Origin of the sequence: Paenibacillus sp. GSMTC-2017, assembly GCF_016019935.1 — a bacterium.
GTDB lineage: Bacteria > Bacillota > Bacilli > Paenibacillales > Paenibacillaceae > Pristimantibacillus.
On record NZ_JAECMT010000001.1, the window covers coordinates 885666 to 910173 of the forward strand.

Annotated in this window: 23 protein-coding genes; 4 read left to right on the forward strand and 19 right to left on the reverse strand. The window is 42.6% G+C overall.

The annotated features are described in order from the left end of the window. Window positions 1-147: 147 nt before the first annotated feature. On the forward strand, window positions 148-1194 hold the full coding sequence (locus I6N90_RS04160; protein WP_197934221.1) for a YkvI family membrane protein: 1047 nt from the start codon (window positions 148-150) through the stop codon (window positions 1192-1194). Window positions 1195-1206: 12 nt separating this feature from the next. Here the strand turns inward: I6N90_RS04160 and I6N90_RS04165 are convergent, their stop codons facing one another. From I6N90_RS04165 to I6N90_RS04175, 3 genes are read right to left on the reverse strand one after another with little or no spacing between them, the layout of a single operon-like run. Further along, on the reverse strand, window positions 1207-4440 hold the full coding sequence (locus I6N90_RS04165; RefSeq protein ID WP_197934222.1) for an AAA family ATPase: 3234 nt from the start codon (window positions 4438-4440) through the stop codon (window positions 1207-1209). Window positions 4441-4496: 56 nt separating this feature from the next. Then, complete coding sequence (locus tag I6N90_RS04170; protein ID WP_197934223.1) at window positions 4497-5789, reverse strand: metallophosphoesterase family protein; 1293 nt, start codon at window positions 5787-5789, stop codon at window positions 4497-4499. Between the two features lie 25 nt (window positions 5790-5814). Next, window positions 5815-6966, reverse strand: a complete 1152-nt coding sequence (locus I6N90_RS04175) for a glycosyltransferase family 4 protein (RefSeq protein ID WP_197934224.1) — start codon at window positions 6964-6966, stop codon at window positions 5815-5817. 240 nt (window positions 6967-7206) lie between these two features. On the opposite strand from I6N90_RS04175, the gene I6N90_RS04180 reads away from it, so the two are divergent. Continuing rightward, the gene (locus I6N90_RS04180; protein WP_197934225.1) at window positions 7207-8382 is read left to right on the forward strand and encodes a GGDEF domain-containing protein; all 1176 of its coding nucleotides are present in this window, start codon (window positions 7207-7209) and stop codon (window positions 8380-8382) included. Between the two features lie 1353 nt (window positions 8383-9735). Here the strand turns inward: I6N90_RS04180 and I6N90_RS04185 are convergent. Then, a complete protein-coding gene (locus I6N90_RS04185) occupies window positions 9736-10029 on the reverse strand; it encodes a Dabb family protein (protein WP_197934226.1) in 294 nt (97 codons plus the stop codon). 238 nt (window positions 10030-10267) lie between these two features. On the opposite strand from I6N90_RS04185, the gene I6N90_RS04190 reads away from it, so the two are divergent. Beyond that, window positions 10268-11542, forward strand: a complete 1275-nt coding sequence (locus I6N90_RS04190; RefSeq protein WP_197934227.1) for an MFS transporter — start codon at window positions 10268-10270, stop codon at window positions 11540-11542. A 48-nt stretch (window positions 11543-11590) separates the two neighbouring features. On the opposite strand, the gene I6N90_RS04195 is transcribed toward I6N90_RS04190, so the two are convergent. From I6N90_RS04195 to nrdI, 6 genes are all read right to left on the reverse strand, one after another. Further along, window positions 11591-12403, reverse strand: coding sequence for a PhzF family phenazine biosynthesis protein (locus tag I6N90_RS04195; RefSeq protein ID WP_197934228.1), 813 nt, complete (start codon window positions 12401-12403; stop codon window positions 11591-11593). A gap of 69 nt (window positions 12404-12472) precedes the next feature. Then, complete coding sequence (locus tag I6N90_RS04200) at window positions 12473-12925, reverse strand: GyrI-like domain-containing protein (protein ID WP_197934229.1); 453 nt, start codon at window positions 12923-12925, stop codon at window positions 12473-12475. Between the two features lie 111 nt (window positions 12926-13036). Continuing rightward, window positions 13037-13945: an HPr(Ser) kinase/phosphatase gene (gene hprK / locus I6N90_RS04205; RefSeq protein WP_197934230.1), complete on the reverse strand. Its 909-nt coding sequence runs from the start codon at window positions 13943-13945 to the stop codon at window positions 13037-13039. A gap of 108 nt (window positions 13946-14053) precedes the next feature. Continuing rightward, complete coding sequence (gene nrdF / locus I6N90_RS04210) at window positions 14054-15010, reverse strand: class 1b ribonucleoside-diphosphate reductase subunit beta (protein ID WP_197934231.1); 957 nt, start codon at window positions 15008-15010, stop codon at window positions 14054-14056. A gap of 51 nt (window positions 15011-15061) precedes the next feature. Beyond that, window positions 15062-17146, reverse strand: coding sequence for a class 1b ribonucleoside-diphosphate reductase subunit alpha (gene nrdE / locus I6N90_RS04215; RefSeq protein ID WP_197934232.1), 2085 nt, complete (start codon window positions 17144-17146; stop codon window positions 15062-15064). Next, complete coding sequence (gene nrdI, locus I6N90_RS04220; RefSeq protein ID WP_197934233.1) at window positions 17133-17492, reverse strand: class Ib ribonucleoside-diphosphate reductase assembly flavoprotein NrdI; 360 nt, start codon at window positions 17490-17492, stop codon at window positions 17133-17135. The genes nrdE and nrdI overlap by 14 nt, the downstream gene beginning before the upstream one ends. 279 nt (window positions 17493-17771) lie before the next feature. On the opposite strand from nrdI, the gene I6N90_RS04225 reads away from it, so the two are divergent. Beyond that, window positions 17772-17993 carry a hypothetical protein gene (locus I6N90_RS04225; RefSeq protein ID WP_197934234.1) on the forward strand — a complete coding sequence of 74 codons (222 nt, stop codon included), beginning with the start codon at window positions 17772-17774 and terminating at the stop codon, window positions 17991-17993. Between the two features lie 218 nt (window positions 17994-18211). Here I6N90_RS04225 and I6N90_RS04230 read toward each other — a convergent pair whose 3' ends face one another. From I6N90_RS04230 to I6N90_RS04270, 9 genes are all read right to left on the reverse strand, one after another. Then, complete coding sequence (locus I6N90_RS04230; protein ID WP_197934796.1) at window positions 18212-18934, reverse strand: class I SAM-dependent DNA methyltransferase; 723 nt, start codon at window positions 18932-18934, stop codon at window positions 18212-18214. Window positions 18935-18975: 41 nt separating this feature from the next. Continuing rightward, window positions 18976-19896, reverse strand: coding sequence for a CvfB family protein (locus I6N90_RS04235; RefSeq protein ID WP_197934235.1), 921 nt, complete (start codon window positions 19894-19896; stop codon window positions 18976-18978). Continuing rightward, the gene (rsfS, locus tag I6N90_RS04240; protein ID WP_197934236.1) at window positions 19893-20240 is read right to left on the reverse strand and encodes a ribosome silencing factor; all 348 of its coding nucleotides are present in this window, start codon (window positions 20238-20240) and stop codon (window positions 19893-19895) included. The genes I6N90_RS04235 and rsfS overlap by 4 nt, the downstream gene beginning before the upstream one ends. Before the next feature lie 3 nt (window positions 20241-20243). Further along, the gene (gene yqeK, locus I6N90_RS04245; RefSeq protein WP_197934237.1) at window positions 20244-20813 is read right to left on the reverse strand and encodes a bis(5'-nucleosyl)-tetraphosphatase (symmetrical) YqeK; all 570 of its coding nucleotides are present in this window, start codon (window positions 20811-20813) and stop codon (window positions 20244-20246) included. Beyond that, window positions 20800-21393 carry a nicotinate-nucleotide adenylyltransferase gene (gene nadD, locus I6N90_RS04250; RefSeq protein WP_197934238.1) on the reverse strand — a complete coding sequence of 198 codons (594 nt, stop codon included), beginning with the start codon at window positions 21391-21393 and terminating at the stop codon, window positions 20800-20802. Before nadD ends, yqeK begins: the two co-directional genes overlap by 14 nt. Window positions 21394-21464: 71 nt before the next feature. Next, window positions 21465-21761 carry a ribosome assembly RNA-binding protein YhbY gene (gene yhbY / locus I6N90_RS04255; RefSeq protein ID WP_197934797.1) on the reverse strand — a complete coding sequence of 99 codons (297 nt, stop codon included), beginning with the start codon at window positions 21759-21761 and terminating at the stop codon, window positions 21465-21467. Between the two features lie 63 nt (window positions 21762-21824). Next, window positions 21825-22697, reverse strand: a complete 873-nt coding sequence (aroE, locus tag I6N90_RS04260; protein WP_197934239.1) for a shikimate dehydrogenase — start codon at window positions 22695-22697, stop codon at window positions 21825-21827. Window positions 22698-22738: 41 nt separating this feature from the next. Beyond that, window positions 22739-23866, reverse strand: coding sequence for a ribosome biogenesis GTPase YqeH (yqeH, locus tag I6N90_RS04265; RefSeq protein ID WP_197934240.1), 1128 nt, complete (start codon window positions 23864-23866; stop codon window positions 22739-22741). After that, a complete protein-coding gene (locus tag I6N90_RS04270; protein WP_197934241.1) occupies window positions 23863-24387 on the reverse strand; it encodes a YqeG family HAD IIIA-type phosphatase in 525 nt (174 codons plus the stop codon). The genes yqeH and I6N90_RS04270 overlap by 4 nt, the downstream gene beginning before the upstream one ends. Window positions 24388-24508 lie beyond the last annotated feature (121 nt).

Below are 24508 nucleotides of genomic sequence, written 5' to 3' on the forward strand. Positions count from 1 at the left end.
TGTTGGTACGATAAGAGGGCGGGATCTACTCCGCCCTCTTCTTTATTTGAGTACTCTATTCATTTCATATAACATTTGTGTCATGCCTGTCCCCGATTGGACATACCTTCTTTATAGAGAAGAACGTTGGATCGGAGGACGGAACACATGCAGAAACGAACAGGCAAAGTGTTGCAGATCGCATCAACCTATATGGGAACAATTGTTGGAGCAGGCTTCGCCACAGGGCAAGAAATTTTACAATTTTTCACTCGTTTCGGTTATTGGGGAACGTTTACTATTGCACTGTCTACCGTATTGTTCATTTGGCTCGGCACAAAGATGATGTTGATCGCTAGCGAAATTCGAGCAAAGTCTTATGAAGACTTAAACAAAGCACTTTTTGGAGACAAATACGGTAAGCTAATCAGCCATTTCATGTTGCTCATTTTGTTAGGTGTAACTGCCGTCATGTTAGCTGGAGCTGGTACAATATTTTATGAACATTGGAATATTTCTTATCAAGCTGGTTTACTGATTACAATTGTAGCAAGCTTCTTCCTGCTCCGAAAAGGAATGAAAGCTATTCTAACCGTCAATGCCATAGTCGTTCCTATTATGTTGTTATTCACCGTGTTAGTCATGATTGATACGTTCAGAACACCAGGAACCTATAAGTTCATTACACTTGCAACTGACTTTTCACCATGGGCTGCATGGGCTGCACCTTTCCTCTACACAGCTTTTAACCTATCGTTGTCACAAGCTGTCCTTGTACCTTTAGGAGCTGAAATACAAGATAGAAAAACGATCATTATTGGCTCTTGGGTAGGCGGACTTGGAATTGGTTTTATGTTGCTTGCTGGTCATATTGCTCTATCCGTTCATATGCCTGGAATACAACAATTCGCCATTCCAATGGGTGGAATCGCAAGACAACTAGGACAATATGTCCAGCTCATTTACATCTTCCTTATTTTTGCAGAAATATTCACAACACTCATCGCCGATATTTATGGGTTAACGCTGCAACTGCAAGAACGACTGAAATGGTCGAGGGAATTGCTCACCTTCGGTGTACTCGTCATTTGCTACTTTGCGAGCCAAATTGGCTTTGGCCCGCTTCTGTCTACACTATATCCATTATTCGGACTAATCAGCTTAGGATGGCTCATCCTCATTATTCGTAAGCGCGTCCTCTTTCGGCGACTATAGAAGATTCCGATGTTACACCGCTTCAGGCGGACTTAAATGTACAAGAATCGTTTCCTTACAAATTGCTAGAAGTACATCTCGCACTTTTTCATGACATGTGAACAGCAGCAGCTGGCGTTCATTCGCCAGCTCAGCAACTAGACGTGCAGCTGCATGTAGTCGTTCAGAATCGAAATTTACGAACAAATCATCTAGCATTAACGGAAGCTTCTCCTCTTGTGAGGATTCACGGGCAAGTGCTAATCTCATCGCCAAATATAATTGTTCTGCTGTCCCACGACTAAGTAAGCTACTATCTAACATAGAATGATCCGCCTTTTCTACTCGAATGCCAGACTGTTCTACGTTTACACTTACTCTTATGTATCGCCCACCAGTAAGCGTTCGGAAATAATGTGATGCTGTTTGAAGCACAACTGGCTGGCGTTCTTCTTCATAAATTCTTTTCGTACGATCAATAAGTGCTTTACTGATCATTAACACCGCATAGCGTTCCATGTTGTTTTCAAGCCCCGCAATTGTCATTTCCCTCTCTAAGATGAGACGTTGTCGTTCATCCGCTTGCATCAATTGCTCCCTTGCTTGATTCAATCGACCTCTTTTCTCCAGCAATTCAAATTGCAGCTCTACAACATTCGCTTCTTGAACCTTTGCCTCTTCAAGTGCCTCTGCTAATTGCTCCTCATCAAACTGCGCAAATAACGCTTGAAGTTGTTCGAGTCGTTCATTCGTTAAACCAGCTGTCAGCTCGATTTGTAGTCTCGTCAATTCCATATCAAGGTCAGCGAGTAACTGACGATCTCTTAGTGCAGTAGCATACTCCACTTCGTCTGTTAGACCCGCTTGTACAATTAATTCATTTAAAGATTGTTTGATTGTAGCTTCTTTTGACTGCAAGTTTTCTAACGTTATCAAAAGCTGTTCTATTCGCGTTATGATACCATCGGCTTGAGCTTGTATAGCAACGTGTCGTTGAATTTCTGCTTGTAACAATTGCATCGCAAGCGTGGGATCACTTTGAAGTTCTCGAACACTATTCGGGAAATTAGCACAAAGCTTCTCTGCATTCTTTTGATAACTATTAATTTCCTTATTCGTAGTAGCTTGTCTTGCATAAAGTCGATCATATTGTCTAAGCCGCTCCAAAGCTGATTCAGCAATCTCGAAAGCTTCAAGCGCAGCAGCAGGTGACATATGATTCGGTAGAGAACGTGCTACAAGCCAGTTTCCCCACTCGACTGCTTCAAGCTGTTGCTTCCGCACAGCAACTTCTGCTAAATCCCCACGTTCACTCAATTCCCCACGTATCCGATCTAGTCGAGAACGATTTTCTATGCGAATGTCTGTCATCCGCACAAACTCACTAATTGCATCGAGACGCTCCTGCACCTCCATACGTATCGCGGAGCGTAGAGACACTACAAGATTAGATGTCTGATCGGTAGATGTTGCATCAAATAATGTTGCATACGTTTTGTCAGGCTCTTTAACAAGTACTTCCAGCGCTTCATATACACGAAGCTCGCCCCGACTGCGTCCTGCACGATTGCTTCTAGAGCTTATTCGAGCGACATGAGAAGAACGACCATTTTCGCGTTTATTGCCATAAAACTTCATGCCAAGGAGCAATGCAACTGAAGCTCCACCAATCGTAATAGCCGAAATAGTCGCAATACCCGACGTTTCACCCAATAGACCACTTGCAGCAGCACCAGCTACAGCTAATGCTCCACCTACCCCACATAACCCTGCCAATTTCAGTCCACTACCCGCAAAAGATTGACTTTTTGCTCCTACCTTACCAATAGCTCCGGCACGTTCAAGTTCCCAATCGCGCAGCGCTTCATCAAAGGCATCCCACGCCGCAGTAAGCGAAGGTTTCGTGTCTGGTAGAAGTGCAAACCTTCCTCTGCCACTGTCTTCTAAACGCTCCATTACTTTTCGCAATCGTTCCTCTGAATCATTTAATTGCAGTAATAATTCCCTCTCCTCAGCACGAAGAGTTTCCATTTCCGCTTGAATCCGTTCTTCAGAGCGACGAAAGGTTTGCCATATCTCTAACTTCCCTCTTGCAAAATCACGGTCTGCTACCGTTACAATCAATTCTCTTAGTTGTCGCTCAGTCCATTCAGTAGATATGCTAGTAACAAGTGTGCCTATCGACACATCTAAACCCTGCATTTCTAACTCCAACTCGGGTAATTGTTGTTTTAATGAGCGTATGCGATCCGCATCTTGCAAAACAGCACTAGTCTCGGCACCCTTATCAATGAAGTCATTATCGTAGAGTAAGACTGACTTTTGACGTTCAAGCAATGACTTTTCTTGTTGCAGTTCTTCAATATGTTCGATCATTTCTGCATACTGTCGCTGCAAATCGTCCCATATTTGCTCTGATCCAGTTAGCAACCGTTCTGCATAGGCTATTTTTTTTCTATTGGTAAGTAACTCCTGAATACGAAGCCAATGTGGACGAGAATGAACTGCCTTACGAAGTAATTGCAAGTCTTGCTGAAGAGAAGGAAGTTTCACGGATACTTCAATAATCGCATTCTCTGTGGACTCACTATCATCTCTCAGCACATTAAATCGATCAATACCATCTGCAATTCGCCTTAGCTCAGCATCAAATTGCTCAAGCATCTTCCATTGATTGCTCATACGCTGATTAGTGCCTTTGAGCTTAAACAAGGAATCAAGCTCTTGCATAATTTCCTTCTCTGCAGCAGCAATTGCCTTGCCTCCATCCCATCCAGCTTGATAGAGATGACGACCAAGTTCAGCTCCAGAGAGCGCACTTACTTCATTTAACTCTGTTAAAGTAATGGCATATAATTGGCGGTAAAGACGCGCGTTCATACTACCAAGAAATTGTCCCTCCCAATTAGCCTGCTCCATTATTCGCTCGATGACATCTGTAGAAGTGGAACTGTCAAAGCTCCCTTCTAACATCCGCACTTTCGGTTTACCACCAGCTTCATCGGCATATCGATTTATTATGTAACTGGCACCTGACGAATCACGAAATATTAACCGACCACCGTGGCGACCGCCATGTATAGGTTCTTGTCGTTCCGATAAGTTGGAACGTTTCGTGAAACCAAATAACATCGTCCTAACAAAACCAAACAGTGTACTTTTACCCGCTTCGTTGGGTCCAAAAACGACAATAACCGGCGCATCAAGATCTACGCGCCGGTTATTTAATCGTCCATACCCGTCAATATGAGCTTCAACCAGCCTCATCCTATTTGCCTCCCAGTATAAACGGATACTTCACTTCGTGTAATAGCCGTACAATTTTATGAGCGGTTGTTGTCCACCCGATTTTCTGCCACAAGACTAAGTGTTAGCTCCTTCGCTTGCTCCAGCCAATGATTTGAAGGTTTGTCCCACTTACTTCGTCCGATCCGTCCAAGTTTCGGGTGGCTACTTATATCTTGCAATGCCGATTGTGCAAATGATCGCCAATCTTCTTTGTTTTCTTCCAATCGATTGCAAAGTCTGAGTAACTCACCTGCAAAACTATCTTCCACTGAGAGAGCTTCCCAGTCGAGCTCCGCCCCTGTTTCAGCAACAAGTTCATAAACATAAATCCAAGGCATTCCTTGCGTTGGCTCGTATTCCGATTGTAGTTGCTCTAAAATTGTCGCACATACATATGCACTGCGAATATGATCATGTAGTGGTCCTCTTCCTTTTAAACGAACTCGCAACATGATAGAGCAGCCATCTTCCTCATCCAGCTTTACACCGATTTGATGTGAAAGTAGTTGTAGAAGCTGTTGTTCTGTCGCTAATCCCTCAATAGAAACATCTTCTTCAAGCCAACGAATGGAATCAAGTGTTGTAAACTTCGCATTAGTATTTCGAGAATCGATTACATCTACAATATAACAACCTTTAGCACCTGTTTCTTTCGGATTTCGACCTTGCGTATTACCCGCATAGACAACATGAGGATATTCACTTAACACTTGCCGCTTATGAATATGTCCTAATGCCCAATAATCGAATCCACTCCTTGCCAATTCCTCTAACGTGCAAGGAGCGTAGGGATCATGTCCACTATCTCCGCCAACATTAGCATGAAGAAGCGCAATATGATAAGGTGCTTCAGGTGCTGTCTGATACGTTGCAGCAATATTACTCGCAACAGCTCTTTCGCCATAAGACATCCCATAGATGTAAGCTACTAACTCACCATTTCTGTGGAAAGCAGGACGATAGGACATTTCCTCCGCTCCGAAAATGTGTACATTGGACGGCAACGTAAGTTTAGCACGTTTGCCGCCAAGATGATCATGGTTACCGTGAATAGCAAACACGGTTATACCATTGTCCGCTAATCGCTCCCATTCCTTTAAAAAAGCCAGCTGAGCACGAAGCGAGCGGTCAGCCTCGTCAAACAAATCCCCTGCTATGACGATAAAATCTACTTTTTCAGCAATAGCCGTATCCGTCAGACGCTTTAGAGCGGCGAACGTCGCATCCGTCAGCTCTGCTCTGACGACTTCCGGAACTTTCGTAAGTCCACGGAAAGGACTATCTAGATGTATATCCGCAGCATGAATGAATCTAAATGGCATACTCATTCTCTTCCCTGCTCTCTATCCAACATTATTCAATCTCTGGTGTAGGTCTCGGCTCGGACTTCACAGCAACGTAAGCTTTCTTGAGCTGCGAAATAACCCGTTGCAACGAATATGTTTTTTTCGCCGTATCCCATGCTGTTCGCGCTAAATTGTAGCGATAGGACGGATCACCAACCACCTTTTCGAGTGCATCTGCAAGCGCTAGCGGATCTTCAGTTGGTACTAATAAGCCGTTTACACCGTCTTCGATCTGCTCCGCAATACCACCAACATTCGTACCTACAAGCGCTAGCCAGCAAAGGGCAGCTTCAGCAAATACAGAGCCGAACGCCTCCGCTCGTGAAGGGAGAACAAATACATCAAAGAATGGCATAAATTCTTCTGGGTGAAGCATATATCCGTAAAAAATAATATCATCGTACAAGCCAAGCTCCTGAGCTAACAACTCCAACTCTTCTCGAATCGGCCCATCGCCGATAATGTGGAGGACAAACGGGCTCCCGCGACGTTTAAGTTCCGCACACGCATACAATAAAACATCTATTCCTTTTGCCGGAACAAGCCTACAAACGGTAATTAACTGCGTCACTTCATTTTCATGGGCGATCGGCTTAAAACGCTTTTCATCAAAACCATTTGGAATGACCTTTATACGTTCGGGAGTCTCAACGTAAGGTGCAATATAGGATCTGAATGATTCCGATACTGTCATTAATTTGTCAGTCGTAACTTCTAGCTCACGGTACAACAAATTGAGGAATCGGTGCTCGGGCCCACCTTCTTCTATTTTCCCATTTAATATTAGCTCTCTCGCATAGCTTGAATGAATGGTCATCACAAGTGGTGTATTGGGAAATACCCGCTTCATTGCCAGTGCAGCTATAGGATGATGAGCATGAATAATATCATATGATTTCTGTATTCTAAGCTTAGTCCACCATATATAATCCTTATAGGTTTGAATGTATTTGTCTACCAGCGGGTTTCCCCTGAATTCGGTGTGATCGAAAGTTTGGAATATAACCTCTTCATGTCCTTTATTTCTAACCCTCTTAGGCAACGAAAACAGTTCCATTTGCCAGCCAAGTTTTAGAAAGCGCTCCTGGATATAAGGTATCATCGATGATACGCCCCCAGGTTGCTCCGGAGGGAAAAATAAAGCTTGTAAAATATTCATAAATAACAGCTCCTGAAAGGTTTCTAAAGCGGCGTTCGCTTCGTAAAAATCGGATTACACTCTACTGGTGTCGATAGCTCTCACCTTTCACACTTGATGTTGCCCATATAGTCGGTCTTTCATGAAAATTGGACATAACTGTATGCGAAATTTAGACTTCCTTATCTACTAAAACATGATATAATAGAACATACGTTTCTGTAAAGTTTTCATCTATTTCTATAAATTGGTGGTTGGCTTATGACAATAATGCAGTGGATTACAGGTCCGAACGGACAACTTTTTTCATCATCGTCTGTTATCGTTATCCTAATATTGATGCTCTTTATGTCGATCAAGTTATACGTAAGCTACCGCAACAAGCAAACGTATAGACTGCTTATTGCAGCTATTTCTCTTATCATTGCGAGACAATGTCTGCTCGTTGCGCTTGCTTTTCCTGGATGGACGTTAGAGCCTTGGATGTATTTGGTATCCAACATATTGCAGATTATCTCCTTTATTATTATAAACTTTGTGTTCATGAAATTATATACTTACCGTTCCGCTCAGCTCAGAATTGTCCCGTTCATTTTTATGCTGCTGCTAACGATTGTTTTATCCTTTATACAAATCGCACTTACGCCTTTATCGACGATTCCAGCAACTACATACGTCATTTCATTTCCATTGCTTGATATCTATTGCATAGTCGTTTCCCTTATTATATTACTGGCTACGAGAAGTGCTGACATGAATACAAAATATTATTCCAGCCTAATCGTCTTTATTGCAGATGAGATTGTTAGAATGGCGGATGCCTATCTGTTTCAGGGCTCGCAACCTTGGCTTTTATTGTTCAATCTCGTCTCGCCAATTATCTATTTCTCATTACTGTTCGTCCTTCTGTTTGAATGGGTCATTGAACGTTTAATGTCTACTTATCAGTCTTCCATCGTTGATGGTTTAACTGGGCTTTACAACCGAAGACATTTCAACTCCAAGGCAGAGCAACTCCTTTTAAGGAGCAAATCGGTGGCAATCATCTTCTGCGATATCGACAACTTCAAACGTTTAAACGACACGCAAGGTCATCATGTTGCAGATGGCGTTCTAAAACGTGTATCGGAGATCATTAAAGAGGAAACGAGTGGTATCGGTTCTGCAGGGCGTTATGGCGGAGAAGAACTATTAGCTTGCATTAGTATCGACCGCGTTAAGCCAGATATCGTTGCAGAGTCGATTAGACGTAGAGTTGAAGCTGAAACCGTTGTCACTATTAGTATCGGTTTCAGTACTACCAAAGAGAGCGTATTCGTCGGAGAAATGATTCGGTTAGCTGATGAAGCGATGTATTATTCCAAAACAACTGGAAAAAACAGAGTTACCGCATACAAAGCAATGCCTGCTTCTTACAAAACTAAAAAAGAAATTTAGTTTGACACTTTTTACTTACTAATTCTTCTACCTCTAAAAGGCAAGAAACGAAACAAGCTGACTCCGGTTGAGAACCGTCGACAGCTTGTTTTCTACGTTTTTCCGATATCCTCAAAATTGGAGCTTAACCGTATCTGATCCGTACCTTTGTTTAGTCTGGTTCATATCGTTGAATCAACTCTTCTTGAAGGTCGAAAAAAAAGATAAAATAGTTCCAAATGTAGTGAACAACAGAGCGAGATTAAAAATCAATTCCGAATCTTCTGCTGTCAATTTCCACAGAATTAGTGTGAAGACTCCAAGAATCGTTAATTGAATTCCTAAGAGTAGAAAATTAAGAGCTTGAATATTTTTGAAACTCCTCAATAAAAACCAACAAATTACTATACTTAACAGAATTAGAACAGGGATTAGAACTATTAGCGATATCAAATTGAGAACCCCCTTCTTTTCGAAAGTAGTATCAGATCCGTTAAAGATAGGGAATCTGTGTACATTATGAGAAAAGCTAATATTTGCGCCAAACTGACCTCCTCCACCAGAGAATCCAATACTGTTAATTGTAGTAGAGTTCCATGTGTGCGCGTACATTGTTCTGGCATAACCATTGTAATTTGAAAACTTGGAATCATAACTTACTGAGGCAGCGAATCCTGATCCGAAATATGTAAAGTCAATCGCGTTTAATACTATAACGTTATTTTTCAACTTCATTTTATCTTGAAAATCAAAAGCAACACCAAATTTTCCATCACCATGGGAAGGATTATATATGTTTTCGCTCCAACCATTATGATCAGTAACATATCCTAATGAACTAACTACAGAAGTATTATATGTTCCATATCCCCTAAAGGGCTCCCTTTATAAATTCAACACAAATACGAAAAAACCTTCCATATACTAGAAACTTTAAATAAATCTGTAGTTTCCGTCGTTAGATTCCACGCATCAGTTCTCAACAAAACACATTAATTATAGAGCATATAAGGAAAAATAGGTGAGAAACGAGTCTAAACTAAATTCTTAAAGGTAACTCTGTACCCTGGGTAGTTTTATGTATAAATCTGCGTTATTGACAGTTTATTTTACTCTCGATGATTCTTTCTTTTTCGTCCAGCAAAGATGTTTTACTTGGCTGGTGTTACATTTCTTAAGCCAAACCACATGATATAGCTCACCTACAGAAACGCTTTGAGCAATCTATAAATCTGTAACAGGCGAAGATACTCGAAAAAAACAATCAGCGATATTATATTGCAGTAGGTAATTTCGGTAAGATACTTGCCCTTGATAATAAGAGGAAGTTGATTTGTTGCTTCTTTCGTAATCTTCTCGCCGTAAGCGGCTATTTTACACTTCGATATTGGCAGCAACACTATCTTCTCGTCCATATTCACGAATGAGCGCCGCTACTGCTTGGTGATGTGGATTGGGGCCATAAGCCTCTAAAGCTGCCTTATCTTCGAATCTGACACGGAGCACTAGCTGATAGCCTTTGTTGTTGTCAGAGAAATTGATCCCTGCATTTACTTCAATAACACCAGACAAGTGTTGTTTTAATGCCTGAAACCGTTCCACGATTTCCTCGAGCTGTTCTTGCGTTGTTTGTTCACCGAATTTCACGAGAATGATACGATCAATCATCTGATGATTCCCTCTTTCCCAGTATTTATAGTTTTAAGCACTATAGCATGAAACATGTACGATTTTCCAGCTTATTTTGGCTGCTTACTACCGGTTGATATCATCATCCTGCGACTTTCCAGTGTTCAATTATCATTTTAAAATCATTGAAAGATTATCAATTTTGATTTATTATTGGAAAATATTTCTCTCATTCCCGTATATTTTGATAGCATCCTTGTCAAACTGGAGGTCTTTTATGTTCAATCTATTGCGTAATCGTCTATTTCTAATCTATTGGCTCTCGGGGACGTTGGGGACTGTCGCTTCCATTTTCATAACAGTTGGACTGATGTCATTCATCTATTCGAAAACAAATTCCATCTTAGGTGCAACAACTATTCTACTAGCTTCCTATGGCGCAGATTTTGTTGGTAGCTTTCTTTCATCGCACTTTATTCATAAGTTTAACTATGGAAAACTAATTATCGTCATTCAATTTTCACGTACACTCAATTGTTTAGCCCTATTTGCACTACTCGGCTTTAGCCAGTCAACAAACGTTATTATTATCATCTTTATACTAAAATTTTTGGCTGATACGTTTGCTGCTTGGGATCTACCAGCGAGACAAGTTATCCTTCGAACAATCGTACCTCGCGAACAATATTTGCAAGCACGAAGTACGCTAAATGTAGTCCGCCAATGTTTAATGATTGGTGGATGGTCGTTAGGCGGTATATTAACAGCCTACTTCTCATTCCAAAGTGTATTAATTGGAGCTTCTCTTCTCTATTTCGTCTCTGCATGTTGTCTTTTTGCGATTCGGGGTGGGTTATATGCTACTAATGTAGAGGAAGCTGAGAATGACGACATTAGTAAAGCCGATACATCCAACAATAATAAAGAAAATCCAAACCCACCTAAACCATGGAACACGCTCGTCCAAAACAAAACAGTCCGCCAGCTATTATTCATAGATCTAATAGAGATGGTTGCAAATACGATTTGGACATCTTCCTTGCTTTTAGCATTCACCAAAATCGTATTAAACAAGGATGAACAATGGTGGGGAATGCTAAACGCAAGTTATTTCGTAGGCAGCATAATTGGAGGAGCACTATTAATTGGTATGGCAACTTGGTTTGATCGGCGTATTGGTTATGTGATCGGACTATCATCGCTTACTATGGCTATATCTACTTTCCTAATGACGTATTACCATCATCCCATTTTTGCACTTGTTGCGGTCATGTTAATAGGACCGCTTTACGAGATTCGTGAAACGTGCCAAGAAGCACTCTTTCAAGACTCCGTTCCACACCATACTCTAGCAAACACATTGTCGGCTAGAAGTACGATATTGTCGCCTTGGAATGCCCTTGCAACGTTTGGTGTCGCTTATTTTGCAGAAATAAATAGTATTGAAGCCGTCTTTTACGTTGCCAGCGGGATCTACTTCAGCGTATTTTTGATCGTGTTTTTGCAGCCGCAACTACGAAGAAAAGGAAGTACGCGAAGAGCAACGAGCTAGTTGAGGCTAACTCGCTCACTCTCATGGTCAGCACTTCCGCATTCTGCATTAATTGCTGACCTCAAGCTCACCACGAAGCACGGTCACTGCAGCACCTGACAACAACACTCGATCGTCTACTAGCTGCATGCGAACTATGCCGCCCCTTGCGGATGCTTGAAATCCAGTTAGTTCATCCTTTCTTAGACGTTTACTCCAATAAGGAGCCAGCGCACAGTGGGCTGAACCTGTTACTGGATCTTCATCAATACCTATCCCTGGAAAAAAGGCTCTCGATACGACATCATAGGAGTAGTTACCATCTACTCCTTTATTCGCTCTACTAGTTACGATTACTCCTCTTGCATCCAATCGCTTAATAAGGTTAAAGTCTGGCTGCAACGTTCGAACCGTATCTTCGTTATCTACTTCGATCAAATAGTCCATTCGATTCCGTCCTACATAACGTGGAATTAATCCTAATGCTTCGATTAACTCTTGTGGAGCCTGCACTGCCCCAGGAGATTCCGACGGGAAATCTAGTACAATCCACTCGCCATCATTTCGTGCAGTTAACACCCCACTTTTTGTGAAAAAAGTTGCTACTTCCTTTTGCTCAAGCACACCCGTCTCCCATAATACATGCGCAGCAGCAAGAGTGGCATGACCGCAGAGTTCAACCTCGGCTACAGGAGTAAACCACCGTAATCCAAAACCATCACCTTCTTTACTAACAAACGCTGTTTCTGATAAGTTCATCTCAGCCGCGATCGCTTTCATCTGATCTTCTTCTACTGCATGCTCAAGTAAACAAACAGCCGCTGGGTTACCTTTAAATCGTTCCTTCGTGAATGCGTCAATAATCCATATTTTTATTCCCATATTAAACCCTCCAGTAGTCTGCTAATGTATACAAAAAAAAGAACCTGCTCCCGCAAGCTCTTCCACCTATTAATCTTCAAGCGGGATGAGCAGTTCTACAGGCTCCTCTTCCCAATGCTGCTCGTCGATGTAGAACAGCTCTATAGATACTGCATTTGCAAGTTTTTTCAGCCCATTCTCATTCATCCAAGCGTTTAATTGTTCGTAGCCTTCACCGATCCGTTTGTTCGAACATGCTACCATTGCGTAACGATGGCCTGGAATTGTCAGTTGGACCATGCCTGGCGGAAGCTCCTCCAAATGTTGGACCTCATAACATGCCCAATACGTTGCGAATGCTTCGTTTCCAAAATAAGGACTAAAAAGTATGGTCGATTGTGATGCTCCATTCAATTCATGCTTTCTCGCCAGAAACTCGGTTTGCAACCGAATCGCTTCATCTGGAAATGATGAATACGGACCGCAATAGCTGATTCCGACTAAGTGTAGAGCAGGTTTTGTAACGATAGAGCAATTTTCCACGCTTACTTCCTCCTTTTGATGGGACAGAACATTTGCGTTAGGATGAGCTTTTCTCGTATTAGTGTAGCACAAATTCCCATAATTAGGATAGTCCCCTCGGACGAAACTAATCTATTCACACTCCAAACGTTTCATAAACTCTTCCGCTGCACTGTACCCTTGTGTTTTCAAGTACCAGTTGTTAGCTGCCGCTTCGATTAACCCTGCTACATCCCTACCTGGTTGTAGCTGAATTTCGAAATGCGTTATTTGTACCCCCATATATTCTTTAAACTTCGGTTCCAATTCTAAATCATTGTTTAAGTCATTATCTCTCCATTTCGTCAGTTCAATATCTAACACAATACGAGTTTCGTCTTGAAACGCCTTTCTCCCGTATAGCCGTACAACATTAATAAGACCTACACTACGGAGTGCAAGAAACTCCTTCGACTTTTCGTTATGAGTGCCAAGCAACGTCTGTTCACTAAGCTTCTTGAGTACGACCATATCGTCAGCAACTAGCCGATGTCCACGTCTTATAAGGGTGTGTGCCGTCTCACTTTTGCCTACTCCTGATTTGCCGCGTAGTAGTATGCCAATGCCGGATACGTTAAGACAAACGCCATGAACGGCAATTTCCGGTGCCAATGCTTTTTGTAGATATGCATCAAGACTTGTCATAAAGGCTGTCGTTGTTTTGTTCGTCCGCAGCAGTGGAATACCTTCTTCTTCGCAATATTTCGTTAAATATTTCAGTCCGTCTTGATTAGATGTCACGATGAAGCAAGGTGGATGATATTTGACAATATTGCCAATATGGTGATTCCGTTCCTCTTCTGTTAATGCGTGAAGATACGTTATTTCCTTTACACCTAATATTTGCACATGCTCCTGAGGAAAAAAGTCGAAGTATCCAACAAACTCAAGACCTGGGCGATATGTTTTCGCTTTCATGATTTTCCGATCCAAACGATCTGATCCAACGAGCACCTCAAGCGAAAATTTCCCAATTAGCTCGTTCACTTCAATACTTTTCATTTATGGACTCCCCTTTACTCAGGATTGGTTAAAAAAATCGCCCCCGCCGTGCCAATAGGCATAGTCGAGAGCGATTTTGGTGCGATCTATATTAGCTAGCGCATCATTTTAGAAGTTGAAAACAAAGTCGTCATCATTCAATGGTTCCACATGAATCGTGCGCACGTAACCGTTGCCCTTCTTAGAGAAGAAGTCGTGCTGCTTCGTATGGGTACTAATACCGTTGAATACGATCGGGTTAACTGGTTCTTCTGGGAAGTGAGCTTCCATCCCTAAGTTCATCAGTGCTTTGTTCGCGTTGTAACGAACATACGCTTTTACTTCTTCTTCAAGTCCAAGCGGGCTGTACAGATCATCTGTATAAATAACTTCGTTCTCGTATAGCTCATCAAGTAGAGCGTATACCTCAGTTGTTAGTTCAGCCTTCTCTTCTGCTGTGAAGCCTTCGAACAACTCCTGAGCAAGAACACCTACATAAAGTCCGTGGATGCTCTCGTCACGAAGAATAAGGTCGATAATTTCGCCGCTGCTCGTCATCTTGCCTTGACCAGCCAAATAAAGCGGGTAGAAGAAACCACTGTAGAACAAGTAGCTTTCAAGGAATACAGAAGCAGCCATCGCTTTATACAGCTCTTTCTCATTTGAGATGTTGCTGTACCAAGTAGATACTAATTCCGCTTTTCTCTGAAGCTGCGAATTTTGTTCTACCCAAGCAAATATTTCATCGATCTCTTCGCCAGAAGCAAGAGTTGTGAAGATACTGCTGTAAGACTTCGCATGAATTTGTTCCATCATAGACATGAAGGACAATACAGCTTTACGTTGCAAACCTTCTACATGCTCCAAAATTTTCGGCATACCGATGCCGCCTTGTATCGTATCAAGCAAAGTCAGGCCGCCGAGTACATTTTTGTACAATGTACGCTCAGCATCCGTCATTTCCATCCAATCCATCTTGTCATCTGACAATGGAATTTCTTCGTCCGTCCAAAATTGCATTACATTCTGCTGCCAGAACGTAAGTGTAAAATCATCGTCCGGGCGATTCCAGTTTACTGCTTTCATAGTAGACATGCTCCTTCTTTGCTACGTTATCGTTCGATCAACTAGCCCTGTTTATACTGCGCAGCTTGTACATTCCTCAACGGAAAGACGCTTCGTTCTTGTGTAATAAAGCGATTTAAGCCCCTTTTGCGCGGCATAGACATAGAAACGTGCCAGCTCGCGAGTCGTAACGTTGCTGTTAACATGAAGAACAGTTGAAATCCCTTGATCCACATGTTGTCCAATTTCGGCAATCAGATCAATCAATTTGAACTGATCAATATTGTAAGCCGATTTGTAATAGAAGAAATTATCTTGCGACAAGTACGGCATCGGGTAGAACGTAGTCGAATTCGCATAGGTGCGAGTTTCGATATGCTCAACGATCGGCATTACGCTTGAAGTCGCATTTTGGATATAAGAAATACTTTGTGTTGGCGCAATAGCAAGTCGGTATGCATGATAAAGACCGTGCTGCTGTACTTTCACTTTAAGAGCAGCCCAATCCTCAGGCGATGGAATTTCCATTCCTTCGAATAGTTCACTTACACGCGCTGTTTTAGGACGGAAGTCCGTCTCAACATAACGATCGAAATAAGTGCCTTTTGCATACTCTGAACGTTCGAAGCCGTTAAACGTAATTCCACGTTCCTTCGCAATTTCCATGCTTTGCTCAAGCGAGTAATAGTTCATCATCATAAAGAAAACGCCTGCGAAATCTTTTGCTTCTGCGCTTTCGTATGCGATTTTGTTTTTCGCTAGGTAACCATTCAAGTTCATTGCACCAAGACCAACCGAGTGAAGTTCCTCGTTTGCCTTACGAACACCTGGAGCATTATCGATTTTGGACAGATCACTTACGGTTGTAAGAGCCTCAATACCAACATGTACCGATTCCTTCAACTTCTTGTGTTCCATTACGTTAACGATATTCAGCGACGCCAAGTTACAGCTGATGTCGCGGCGAATAATATCATCGTGGCCATAATCTTTAATTTCAGATGTTTCTTGCAGCTGGAAAATTTCCGTACAAAGATTGGACATCTTAATCGAACCGATATCTTTAAGTGCATGCGCTTTGTTTGCATTTGATTTGTTCATAATATATGGATAGCCTGATTCTAACTGAATCGAAGCAATTTTTGTCAACATGTCACGAGCGTTCATTACGCTCTTTTTCGTAACTAGGTCATTAGCAAGAAGCTCTTCATACATAACATCCATATCCATGTCGTCTAGATGTTGACCGTACGCTTTGTGTACAGAGTGTGGACCAAACACAAATAAAGGTTTATTTTGAGCAGCAAGCTCGTAAAATTTATTAGGAATAATAAGACCGATTGACAACGTTTTAATACGTGCTTTCTCGTCTGCATTAATCTTTTTGCAATCCAAAAACTCGATAATATCCCATCCGAAAATGTTGTAGTAACCAGCTCCAGATCCTTTGCGTTGTCCCATTTGATCTGCATAGGAGAATGCATCTTCCATAAGCTTCAGCACCGGCATAATACCTTTAGCTGCGCCTTCTACACCTTTAATAGCTTCGCCCCGGCCGCGTAGCTTGGACAAATTGACAGCAACACCGCCACCAATTTTGGACAACTGCATACATGTTCCAAGAACGTAGTTGATAGAGTTCAAAGAATCGTCCATCTCAAGAAGGAAACAAGAAACCATTTCACCACGACGGCTCTTTCCTGCGTTAAGGAATGTTGGAGTAGCCGGCTGCAAACGTTGATCAATCATTGCTTCTGCAATACGAAGTGCTTTGTCAGCATCACCTTGACCAAGGTTAAGTGCTACAATCGCAACACGGTCAGCGTATTGCTCCAAATATTGTGCTTTATTGTTCGTTTTCAAGGCATAGTCCTTGTAAAACTTAGATGCTGCCATATAAGACTGGAATTTAAAGTCGCTGTTTGCTGTCAAATGATAAACAGCTTCTACCTGCTCGTAAGTATATTTATCGAATACGTTATCGTAGTAGTCATTGTCGATGAGGTAATTCAATTTATCACGAAGGGAATCAAACTTCACACTTTTTTCTTCTACTTCTGCCATAAACGCAGCTACTGCTTCTTTATCTTTCTCCAGTTGATAAAATCCGTCCGCTCCGCGCTGCATTAATTCATTATTTAATTCAATATGCTTCAATAGCCTGCACCCTTTCGACAAAATGTTGCGTATCTAAACTTGTTCCCGACAGTTCAAACTTCAAAATGACCGGCACATCATACTTTTGGGAGATCGTATCTGCGCTCTTCGCGAAGCCCTGGCCCCAGTTGCGATTGCCACTTGCAGACACTCCGCGGAGCATTTCGTGGTTCGACTCCAAGAAGGAATTAACCCTCTCCGGAACCTGACCAAAACCAGTTGTGTAAGTGACCAGCACGAAGGGCTCGTCCATCTTTTCCCGCTCGTCGATTGGTACTGCTCTCATATTCAGTTTCTTGATGAAACGTTTCACATTACCTGTTTTGGAATCATAGACAAGTAGCAATGCACGTCCGCTCCTCTACTGATTTTTTGCAATTAAAAAGCGCTTCTGACCGCTTCTTACGGCAGATGCGCATGTTCACGATATGCCCAATGGCAAATCATTGAAAGCACTATAACCATCAATATGTAGTTGATGTTCTTGATTTTACATCAAGATATAGGTCTCGTCAATGAAAATTATAGATACGATAGCAATCCGTTTTTTTGACGCACTCGACTATTTTAACAGATACAGCTATGATAGGATAGTGACATTATATAGCTATATTGGAGGTCCAAAATGGAGTCAAAAGTAACAGGTTCACAAGTCCGTTCGCAGCTTATCCAGCTGTTCCAAGATGCAGGATATGAGCTACCGGAACTGATCGTATTTATAGAAAGCCTTGAACAAAAGAACATTCTATTAGAGCAAGAAATTAGTAAATTGAAGAGCGCCTCGGCACGTCGAGTGACAACTACTTCTACAATGAACACCAGGCTGATGGACGCACTTAGGGAGTAACCAAAGGCTTATATCATAACATAGTCAGACCTATTTCGCCATGGAAAACATCAGTCGAATTTTCTCGAACATGAGTCTATGGTCGTCCCGGTTGCTCTGACGAAATTCGAGACGAATCTACATATTGTATACAGTTCCGACATCATCCCTTCGCACATAAATAAGGTTGCCTATACACGACAGAACCGCGCATAGACAACCTCTGGCAAATGATTGTATTATTTGATTGCTGCAAAGAACAATCGCTCTGAAGAAGAACTAGCAGCCTTTAATTCAAAGTCTGCAAAACGATCAACTGTACTAAACCCCGCACGACGAAGTGCAGCTTCAATCCAGTCAGGATCATAAGCTCTCTGTAGATGTGTTTCCTCGAATCGATCAAACTTTGCATTGCGATCACGAGCGAATATCGTAAGATTATGTTCGATCTGGCAACGCGACTCTTCAAAATCACATGTCCAAATGTAAGCAATATCTCGTTCATCCAGCACAAACGGCTGCTCCTCGGCATAACGGATCAATTGTTTCGGTGGATGCATATCGAACAGAAATGAGCCGCCACTGCGCAGGGCAGCGAACGTAGCTTGGAAAGCTGCTTCGATGTCTTCCTTCTCCGTCAAATAGTTCAAGCAATCACAAAACGATATGACGGTGTCCACAGGCTCTGCTAGCTCCCAGCTTCTCATATCCTGTTGCAGCCACCTAATTGTACCTACACGAGGCCTCACAGATGCTTGAGGCGATTCGTCCCATTTGCTTCGGGCTATCGCAAGCATGTCAGCGGATAGATCGATACCGTACACATGAAAGCCTGATCTAGCTAGAGGTATAGAGAGACTCCCCGTACCACACCCTAGATCAACAACCGACTCAGGCATCCCATATCGCGACCAGCTTGCGCGAGCGAAGCCAAGCCATTCTGCGTAAGGCATATCCTCCATGAGCTGGTCATACACTTTTGCGAATTGTCCGTAGGACTGGGTCACTCGCCTTCAGCTCCTTCAGTTGTTTCTACCGGCGATTCTTCCTGGGCCAAATAGGTCCAACTACCCTTCTGCGTCACAAGTCTATCTCTCATCAATTTCCCAATCGCACGTTTGAATGCCGATTTGCTAATACCGAAACGTCCCTTGATCGTATCAGCATCAGTTTCGTCAGAATATGGCATTCCACCACCTGGACGCTCCTTAAGGAAAGCCAGAATACGATCTGCGTCTTCAATTCGTCCTACTTCTTTGCGCTCAGTCATGGATAGATTGACTCGGCCATCCTCACGGATGAACGTAACTCGTGCACGAACACGCTCGCCAAGTCGAATCGATTTGGTTCTCTCTGAACTCGGTATTAGTCCATATACACCAAAGCCGACTACTCCACCATCTACAATGACAAAAGAACCAAGCTGCAACGTTTTCGTTACCCAACCCTCAACCCAGTTGTTCATCCAAGATGCCGGAGCATGGAATACAAGTGGGGAAAGTTCCTCTTCGTAAGCAATTTTAGCAATGAGTCGTCCGCTCTTGTCATGCTTCATCACAACAAATACTTCGTCTCCTGGCAATGGCCGATATTCGATCTTTTCAGGAAGCTCAGATAAAGGGAGCAATAGTTGACGTCCGAGTCCCATCTCTAGAAAACAGCCTAACTTTGGATGTACGTCAGCGACACGCAAACGTGCTAGCTCCCCTAGCTGAAGCAACGGCTTTTTCATCGTTGCGGCAAGTCTGTCCTCGGAATCAAAATAGATAAACACGTTCACTATACTGTTAATATTCGGCTTTCCGCCCACCAACTCGGTATAGTGAAGCAACACTTCATTTTCTTCATCAGTCAAAAAATAACCATAAGGCGACACCTCACGCGCAACTTTTAACGTAAGTGTAGTCCCAGCAATCAAACTCATACGAATTCCACAACTTTCGCGTCGGACCAAAGACGTTCGATATTGTAATATTCGCGCTCATCTCTATGGAAGACATGAACAATGACATCACCAAGATCGATCAGAACCCATCTTGCCGAGTTCATACCTTCAATACCACGGACACGTGCACCGCTTTTTGCTGCTTGTTTGTGTATTTCTGTTGCAATGGCTTGAACTTGTGTATCTGAATTACCGCTACAGATCACGAAATAATCCGCAACCAAAGAAACTTCCTTCAAATTTAAAGCAACGACGTTCATCGCTTTTTTATCTTCAGCGGCCTCTACCGCAATTTTCATTAAAGCATCTGATTGTACTGACATACTTTAACCTCCTTTTATTTCTTCAATTAAACTGTTTCGAGCTTCGATTGTAAGTGGATAAATACGAACACCTTTTGCAATCAAGAAGCTAAGTGTACCGTCAAGGCCAGCTAATATCGCTTCCTCCAAGTTAACCTCACTTATTGCACGAACGTGATCTACACCAGGAAAATCACGACCTGGTTCTATATAATCGGCAAGCCAGACAATCTTTTCAAGCTTAGTCATCCCTCTGCGACCTGAAGTATGGTAACGTATGGCATCTAACACACCAACATCCGTAACACCAAACTCATGTTCGGCTACCCATGCACCCACCGATGCATGCCAAAGCTCTTTATCATAATTAAGAACATCAATTGGTAAATTGTTGTCTCTTATGACGTTCCCTTGACGCACTGTCGGCCAGAATTTCGCCACATCATGTAATATAGCTGCAAGCTCTGCACGTTTTGCATCTTCACCATACCGATTAGCCAAAATGATCGCTGTAGCCATTACACCTTCAGTATGCTTCCAGCGCTTCTCAGGCATTTCTGCCCTGACACGTTCGATCATACTAGTTCGATCCATACAAGCCATGCCTCCTAATATACGCTAAAACCGAATCAGGCAAGGAATAACGTACCGACTGCCCTAGAGACAATTTCCTTCGCAATGCTGTTGATGAAATGCCTATTGGCGGCATTTCTACAAGATGTAGTCTATCCTTCAAATAGGCTGGCAGCGACTCCATACAAATGGCTTCTGAGGGACGCTCCAGACCTATAAAATTGACAACTTCAGCTAGCTTTTCAATTCGATTCCACTTGGGGAGATCATTAATGCGATCAGATCCTATAATGTATGAAAAGGAGCAATCCGGAAATATCGCCTGTAGTTCTGTGACAGTATCATATGAATAACTAATTCCACCGCGCTTAAGCTCAATGTCGAGCGCACGAAACTTGTTATTGCTGCTAATCGCTTCGACTACCATTTCATATCGTTTCACTGCATTTGCCCTTTGTTCGTTATCCTTAAGAGGCGAACCAGCAGTCGGGATGAACCAAACTTCGTTTAAGCTACAATGTTCCCTTGCTACTTCAGCTGCAAGAAGATGACCAATATGAATCGGGTCGAATGTTCCACCCATAATACCAATCTTTTTCATATCGTCCATTCCTCCTACAAGTCAGTAGCTTAGTTTATCCTTCAACAATCATATAGCACGATTAAATGAAATTATTTTTTTGGAAGAACGATTGTTTTGTGATCTTTGGACTCTTTGTATAACACGATCGTTTTACCGATCACTTGAACGAGCTCAGCGCCTGCGTTAGCCGCAATCTCTGCTCCAATTGCTTTAGGATCATCAAGACAGTTATTTAGAACAGAAATTTTCATTAGTTCTCTAGTCTCAATAGCTTCTTGGATATGACGAACAAGATGATCGTTAGTACCGCCCTTGCCTACTTGGAAAATTGGTGTTAAGTGGTGGGCCAATGAACGTAAATGTCTTTTTTGTTTACCTGTTAGCATAATTAAACATCCTTCTTTCGTTTGCTTCATTCATATAAAATGTGCTTCACTACTTTGTGTATATTAAACTTGGAGTGATACAAGCACCGAATCTCTCATCGCTACTACTGGAGCGCTCTGTCCCGTCCAATATTCAAAGGCATATGCCCCCTGATAAATGAACATGCCAAGTCCGCCATGAGTTTTGCAACCACGAGCTTCGGCTTCCTGAAGAAAAGTAGTCTTCAGTGGATTGTAGATCAAATCACTTGCGACAGCTCCAGACTTCATCCACTCACCCCGAATTGGTGATTCACCGATATTCGGGAACATACCAACCGAAGTTGTATTAATAACAATATCCGCGCCTTCGCACAGATCTTTAAGGCGGTCAGAAGCGGCCGCATTCAGCTTAACTGCTCCACCCTCAAGTGATGACGCTAGTTCCTCCGCCTTCGTTATCGTACGATTCGTAATTGTAATTTCTGAAGGATTCTCTTGAAGAAGGGCATACGTAATTCCTCGGGCAGCACCGCCGGCACCGATAACGACGATACGTTTGCCTGAGAGATCAGGAGCAGCCTCTTCCTTTAGTGAACGTACATACCCTATACCATCTGTATTGTAACCGACAAGATGTCCGTTATTGTTTACGATCGTATTGACTGCCCCAATTGCACTAGCCCCAGCATCGATCTCATCTAGTAGATCCATGATTTGAAGTTTATGAGGTATCGTAACATTAACACCGCGAATGCCCATCGCCCGAATACCACGGACAAAATCACCTAGCGACTCAGGAGTGACATGGAAAGCCGTATAAACCCCATTTATCCCAGTCTCCCTAAATGCACGATTCATCATAATCGGCGATTTCGAGTGACGAATCGGATCACCGACAACTCCATACAAAACAGTATGACTGTCAATACGTTCGTTAGTCGTCTCCCCTGTCATAGCCGTTCCTCCTTTAACAGTCGTGTTAAACAGTACGAATGTTAGATCATAGAATCGCGTAACATTACTTTGACACCCTTCGGTGCATATACATCGATCAATGCTCCGTACATACCGTTTACTTGTATCCAGCCAAGTCCCGCGATGAACACATCTTGTTTCAAACCTTGCTTAACTCTAAGCGAATGTCTAGTCCATTCAGGAATTTCAGTTAATTCTGCAACCGATGGACCACCTAGCAACTCACCTTTATGGTTTTCGTAGAGTTCATCAGCACGTTCCATCTTCGTACGGTGTACATTTAGTGCATTAGAAATATAGAAAGTGAAGGATTGACGTTCACCCTCCACAAAGTCAAAGCGGACTAAACTACCGATAAACAGAGATTGTTTTTCGTTAAGCTGATAAACAAGCGGCTTGATCGGCTTGTCCGGAAGTAATGTACCAAGAAAACTACGTGGTACAACTTCAGTCATTCTGCTTGTGTAAACAATTCCAGGTGTATCAATAATCGCTTTTCCATCCTCAAGCGGAATATGAACAGCATCAAGCGTCGTTCCAGGATATCTGGACGTCGTAAGTTCACGCTCCATATCACTATAATCGCGAATAAGACGGTTAATTAATGTTGATTTGCCGACATTCGTCGCGCCAACAACATAAACATCGCGTCCGTTACGATGACGCTCAAGTGCATCAATAACATGCTCGAAGCCCATATTGCGTTTCGCACTGCACAATATAATATCAATCGTTCTTAAACCCTGTGACTTCGCTTGCTGTTGAACCCAGTTACGAATACGGTTCGTATTCATTCCTTTTGGAAGCAAGTCAATTTTGTTCACTACGAGAATAACCGGATTGTTACCTACGAAACGTTGCAAGCCAGAAATCAAACTGCCTTCAAAATCATACAAATCAACGATATGAACGACTAAACTGTTAGTCGTACCGATACTGCCGAGCAACTTTAAGAAGTCATCTTGGTCAATCGCCACTGATGACGCTTCATTATAATGCCGTATACGGAAGCATCGTTGACAAATAATCGGCTCTCGCGAAATCGCGTTCTCCGGAATATATCCAGCTTCCTCAGGTTGCTGTGACTGTATGTGAACCCCACAGCCCGCACATGAAGTTATCGTCTCATCTTGTTGTCGTTCTTTCACTTCTTTTCCTCCTCATGCCACATACCACGCCTACGAAGTATGAATAGCGCAATCCGTTCAATTCTTCTATTAACGAGCGTCATCAAACCCTCATCTGGCGGGGAGACCGGCGCTACAAGAATCGTAAATAAACCCATACGATTTCCGCCAAGCACATCAGTCATCATCTGATCACCGATCATGACCGTTTGATTAGCTGCTAGTCCAAGCAGAGCAAGTGCCTTAAGGAAAGGCCTTTGTATCGGCTTTCGTGCTGCATGGATATATGGAATACCCAGCGGCGTCGCGAAACTACCCACTCGCGTAATATTATTATTGGAAACAATAACTACTTTGAACCCGAGCGAACTAGCCTTATCCAGCCATGCAACAAGCTCCGGCGTTGCCAGTGGTTCCTTCGCACCAACTAGCGTATTGTCCAAATCTGTAATAATGCCTCGCACTCCCCGAGAGGAGAGTTCATGCAAATCAATTTCGTAAACCGAATTGACGCGTAAATTCGGTACCAACCTTTCAAACATAACTACTATCCCTCTGCTTTCTCCCTGCTATCTTACGAAACTATACCATAGAAACCAAATTTGTTGCAAAGAAATACCGACCATCAGACCACCTGACGATCGGTATTTATTTACATTAGCC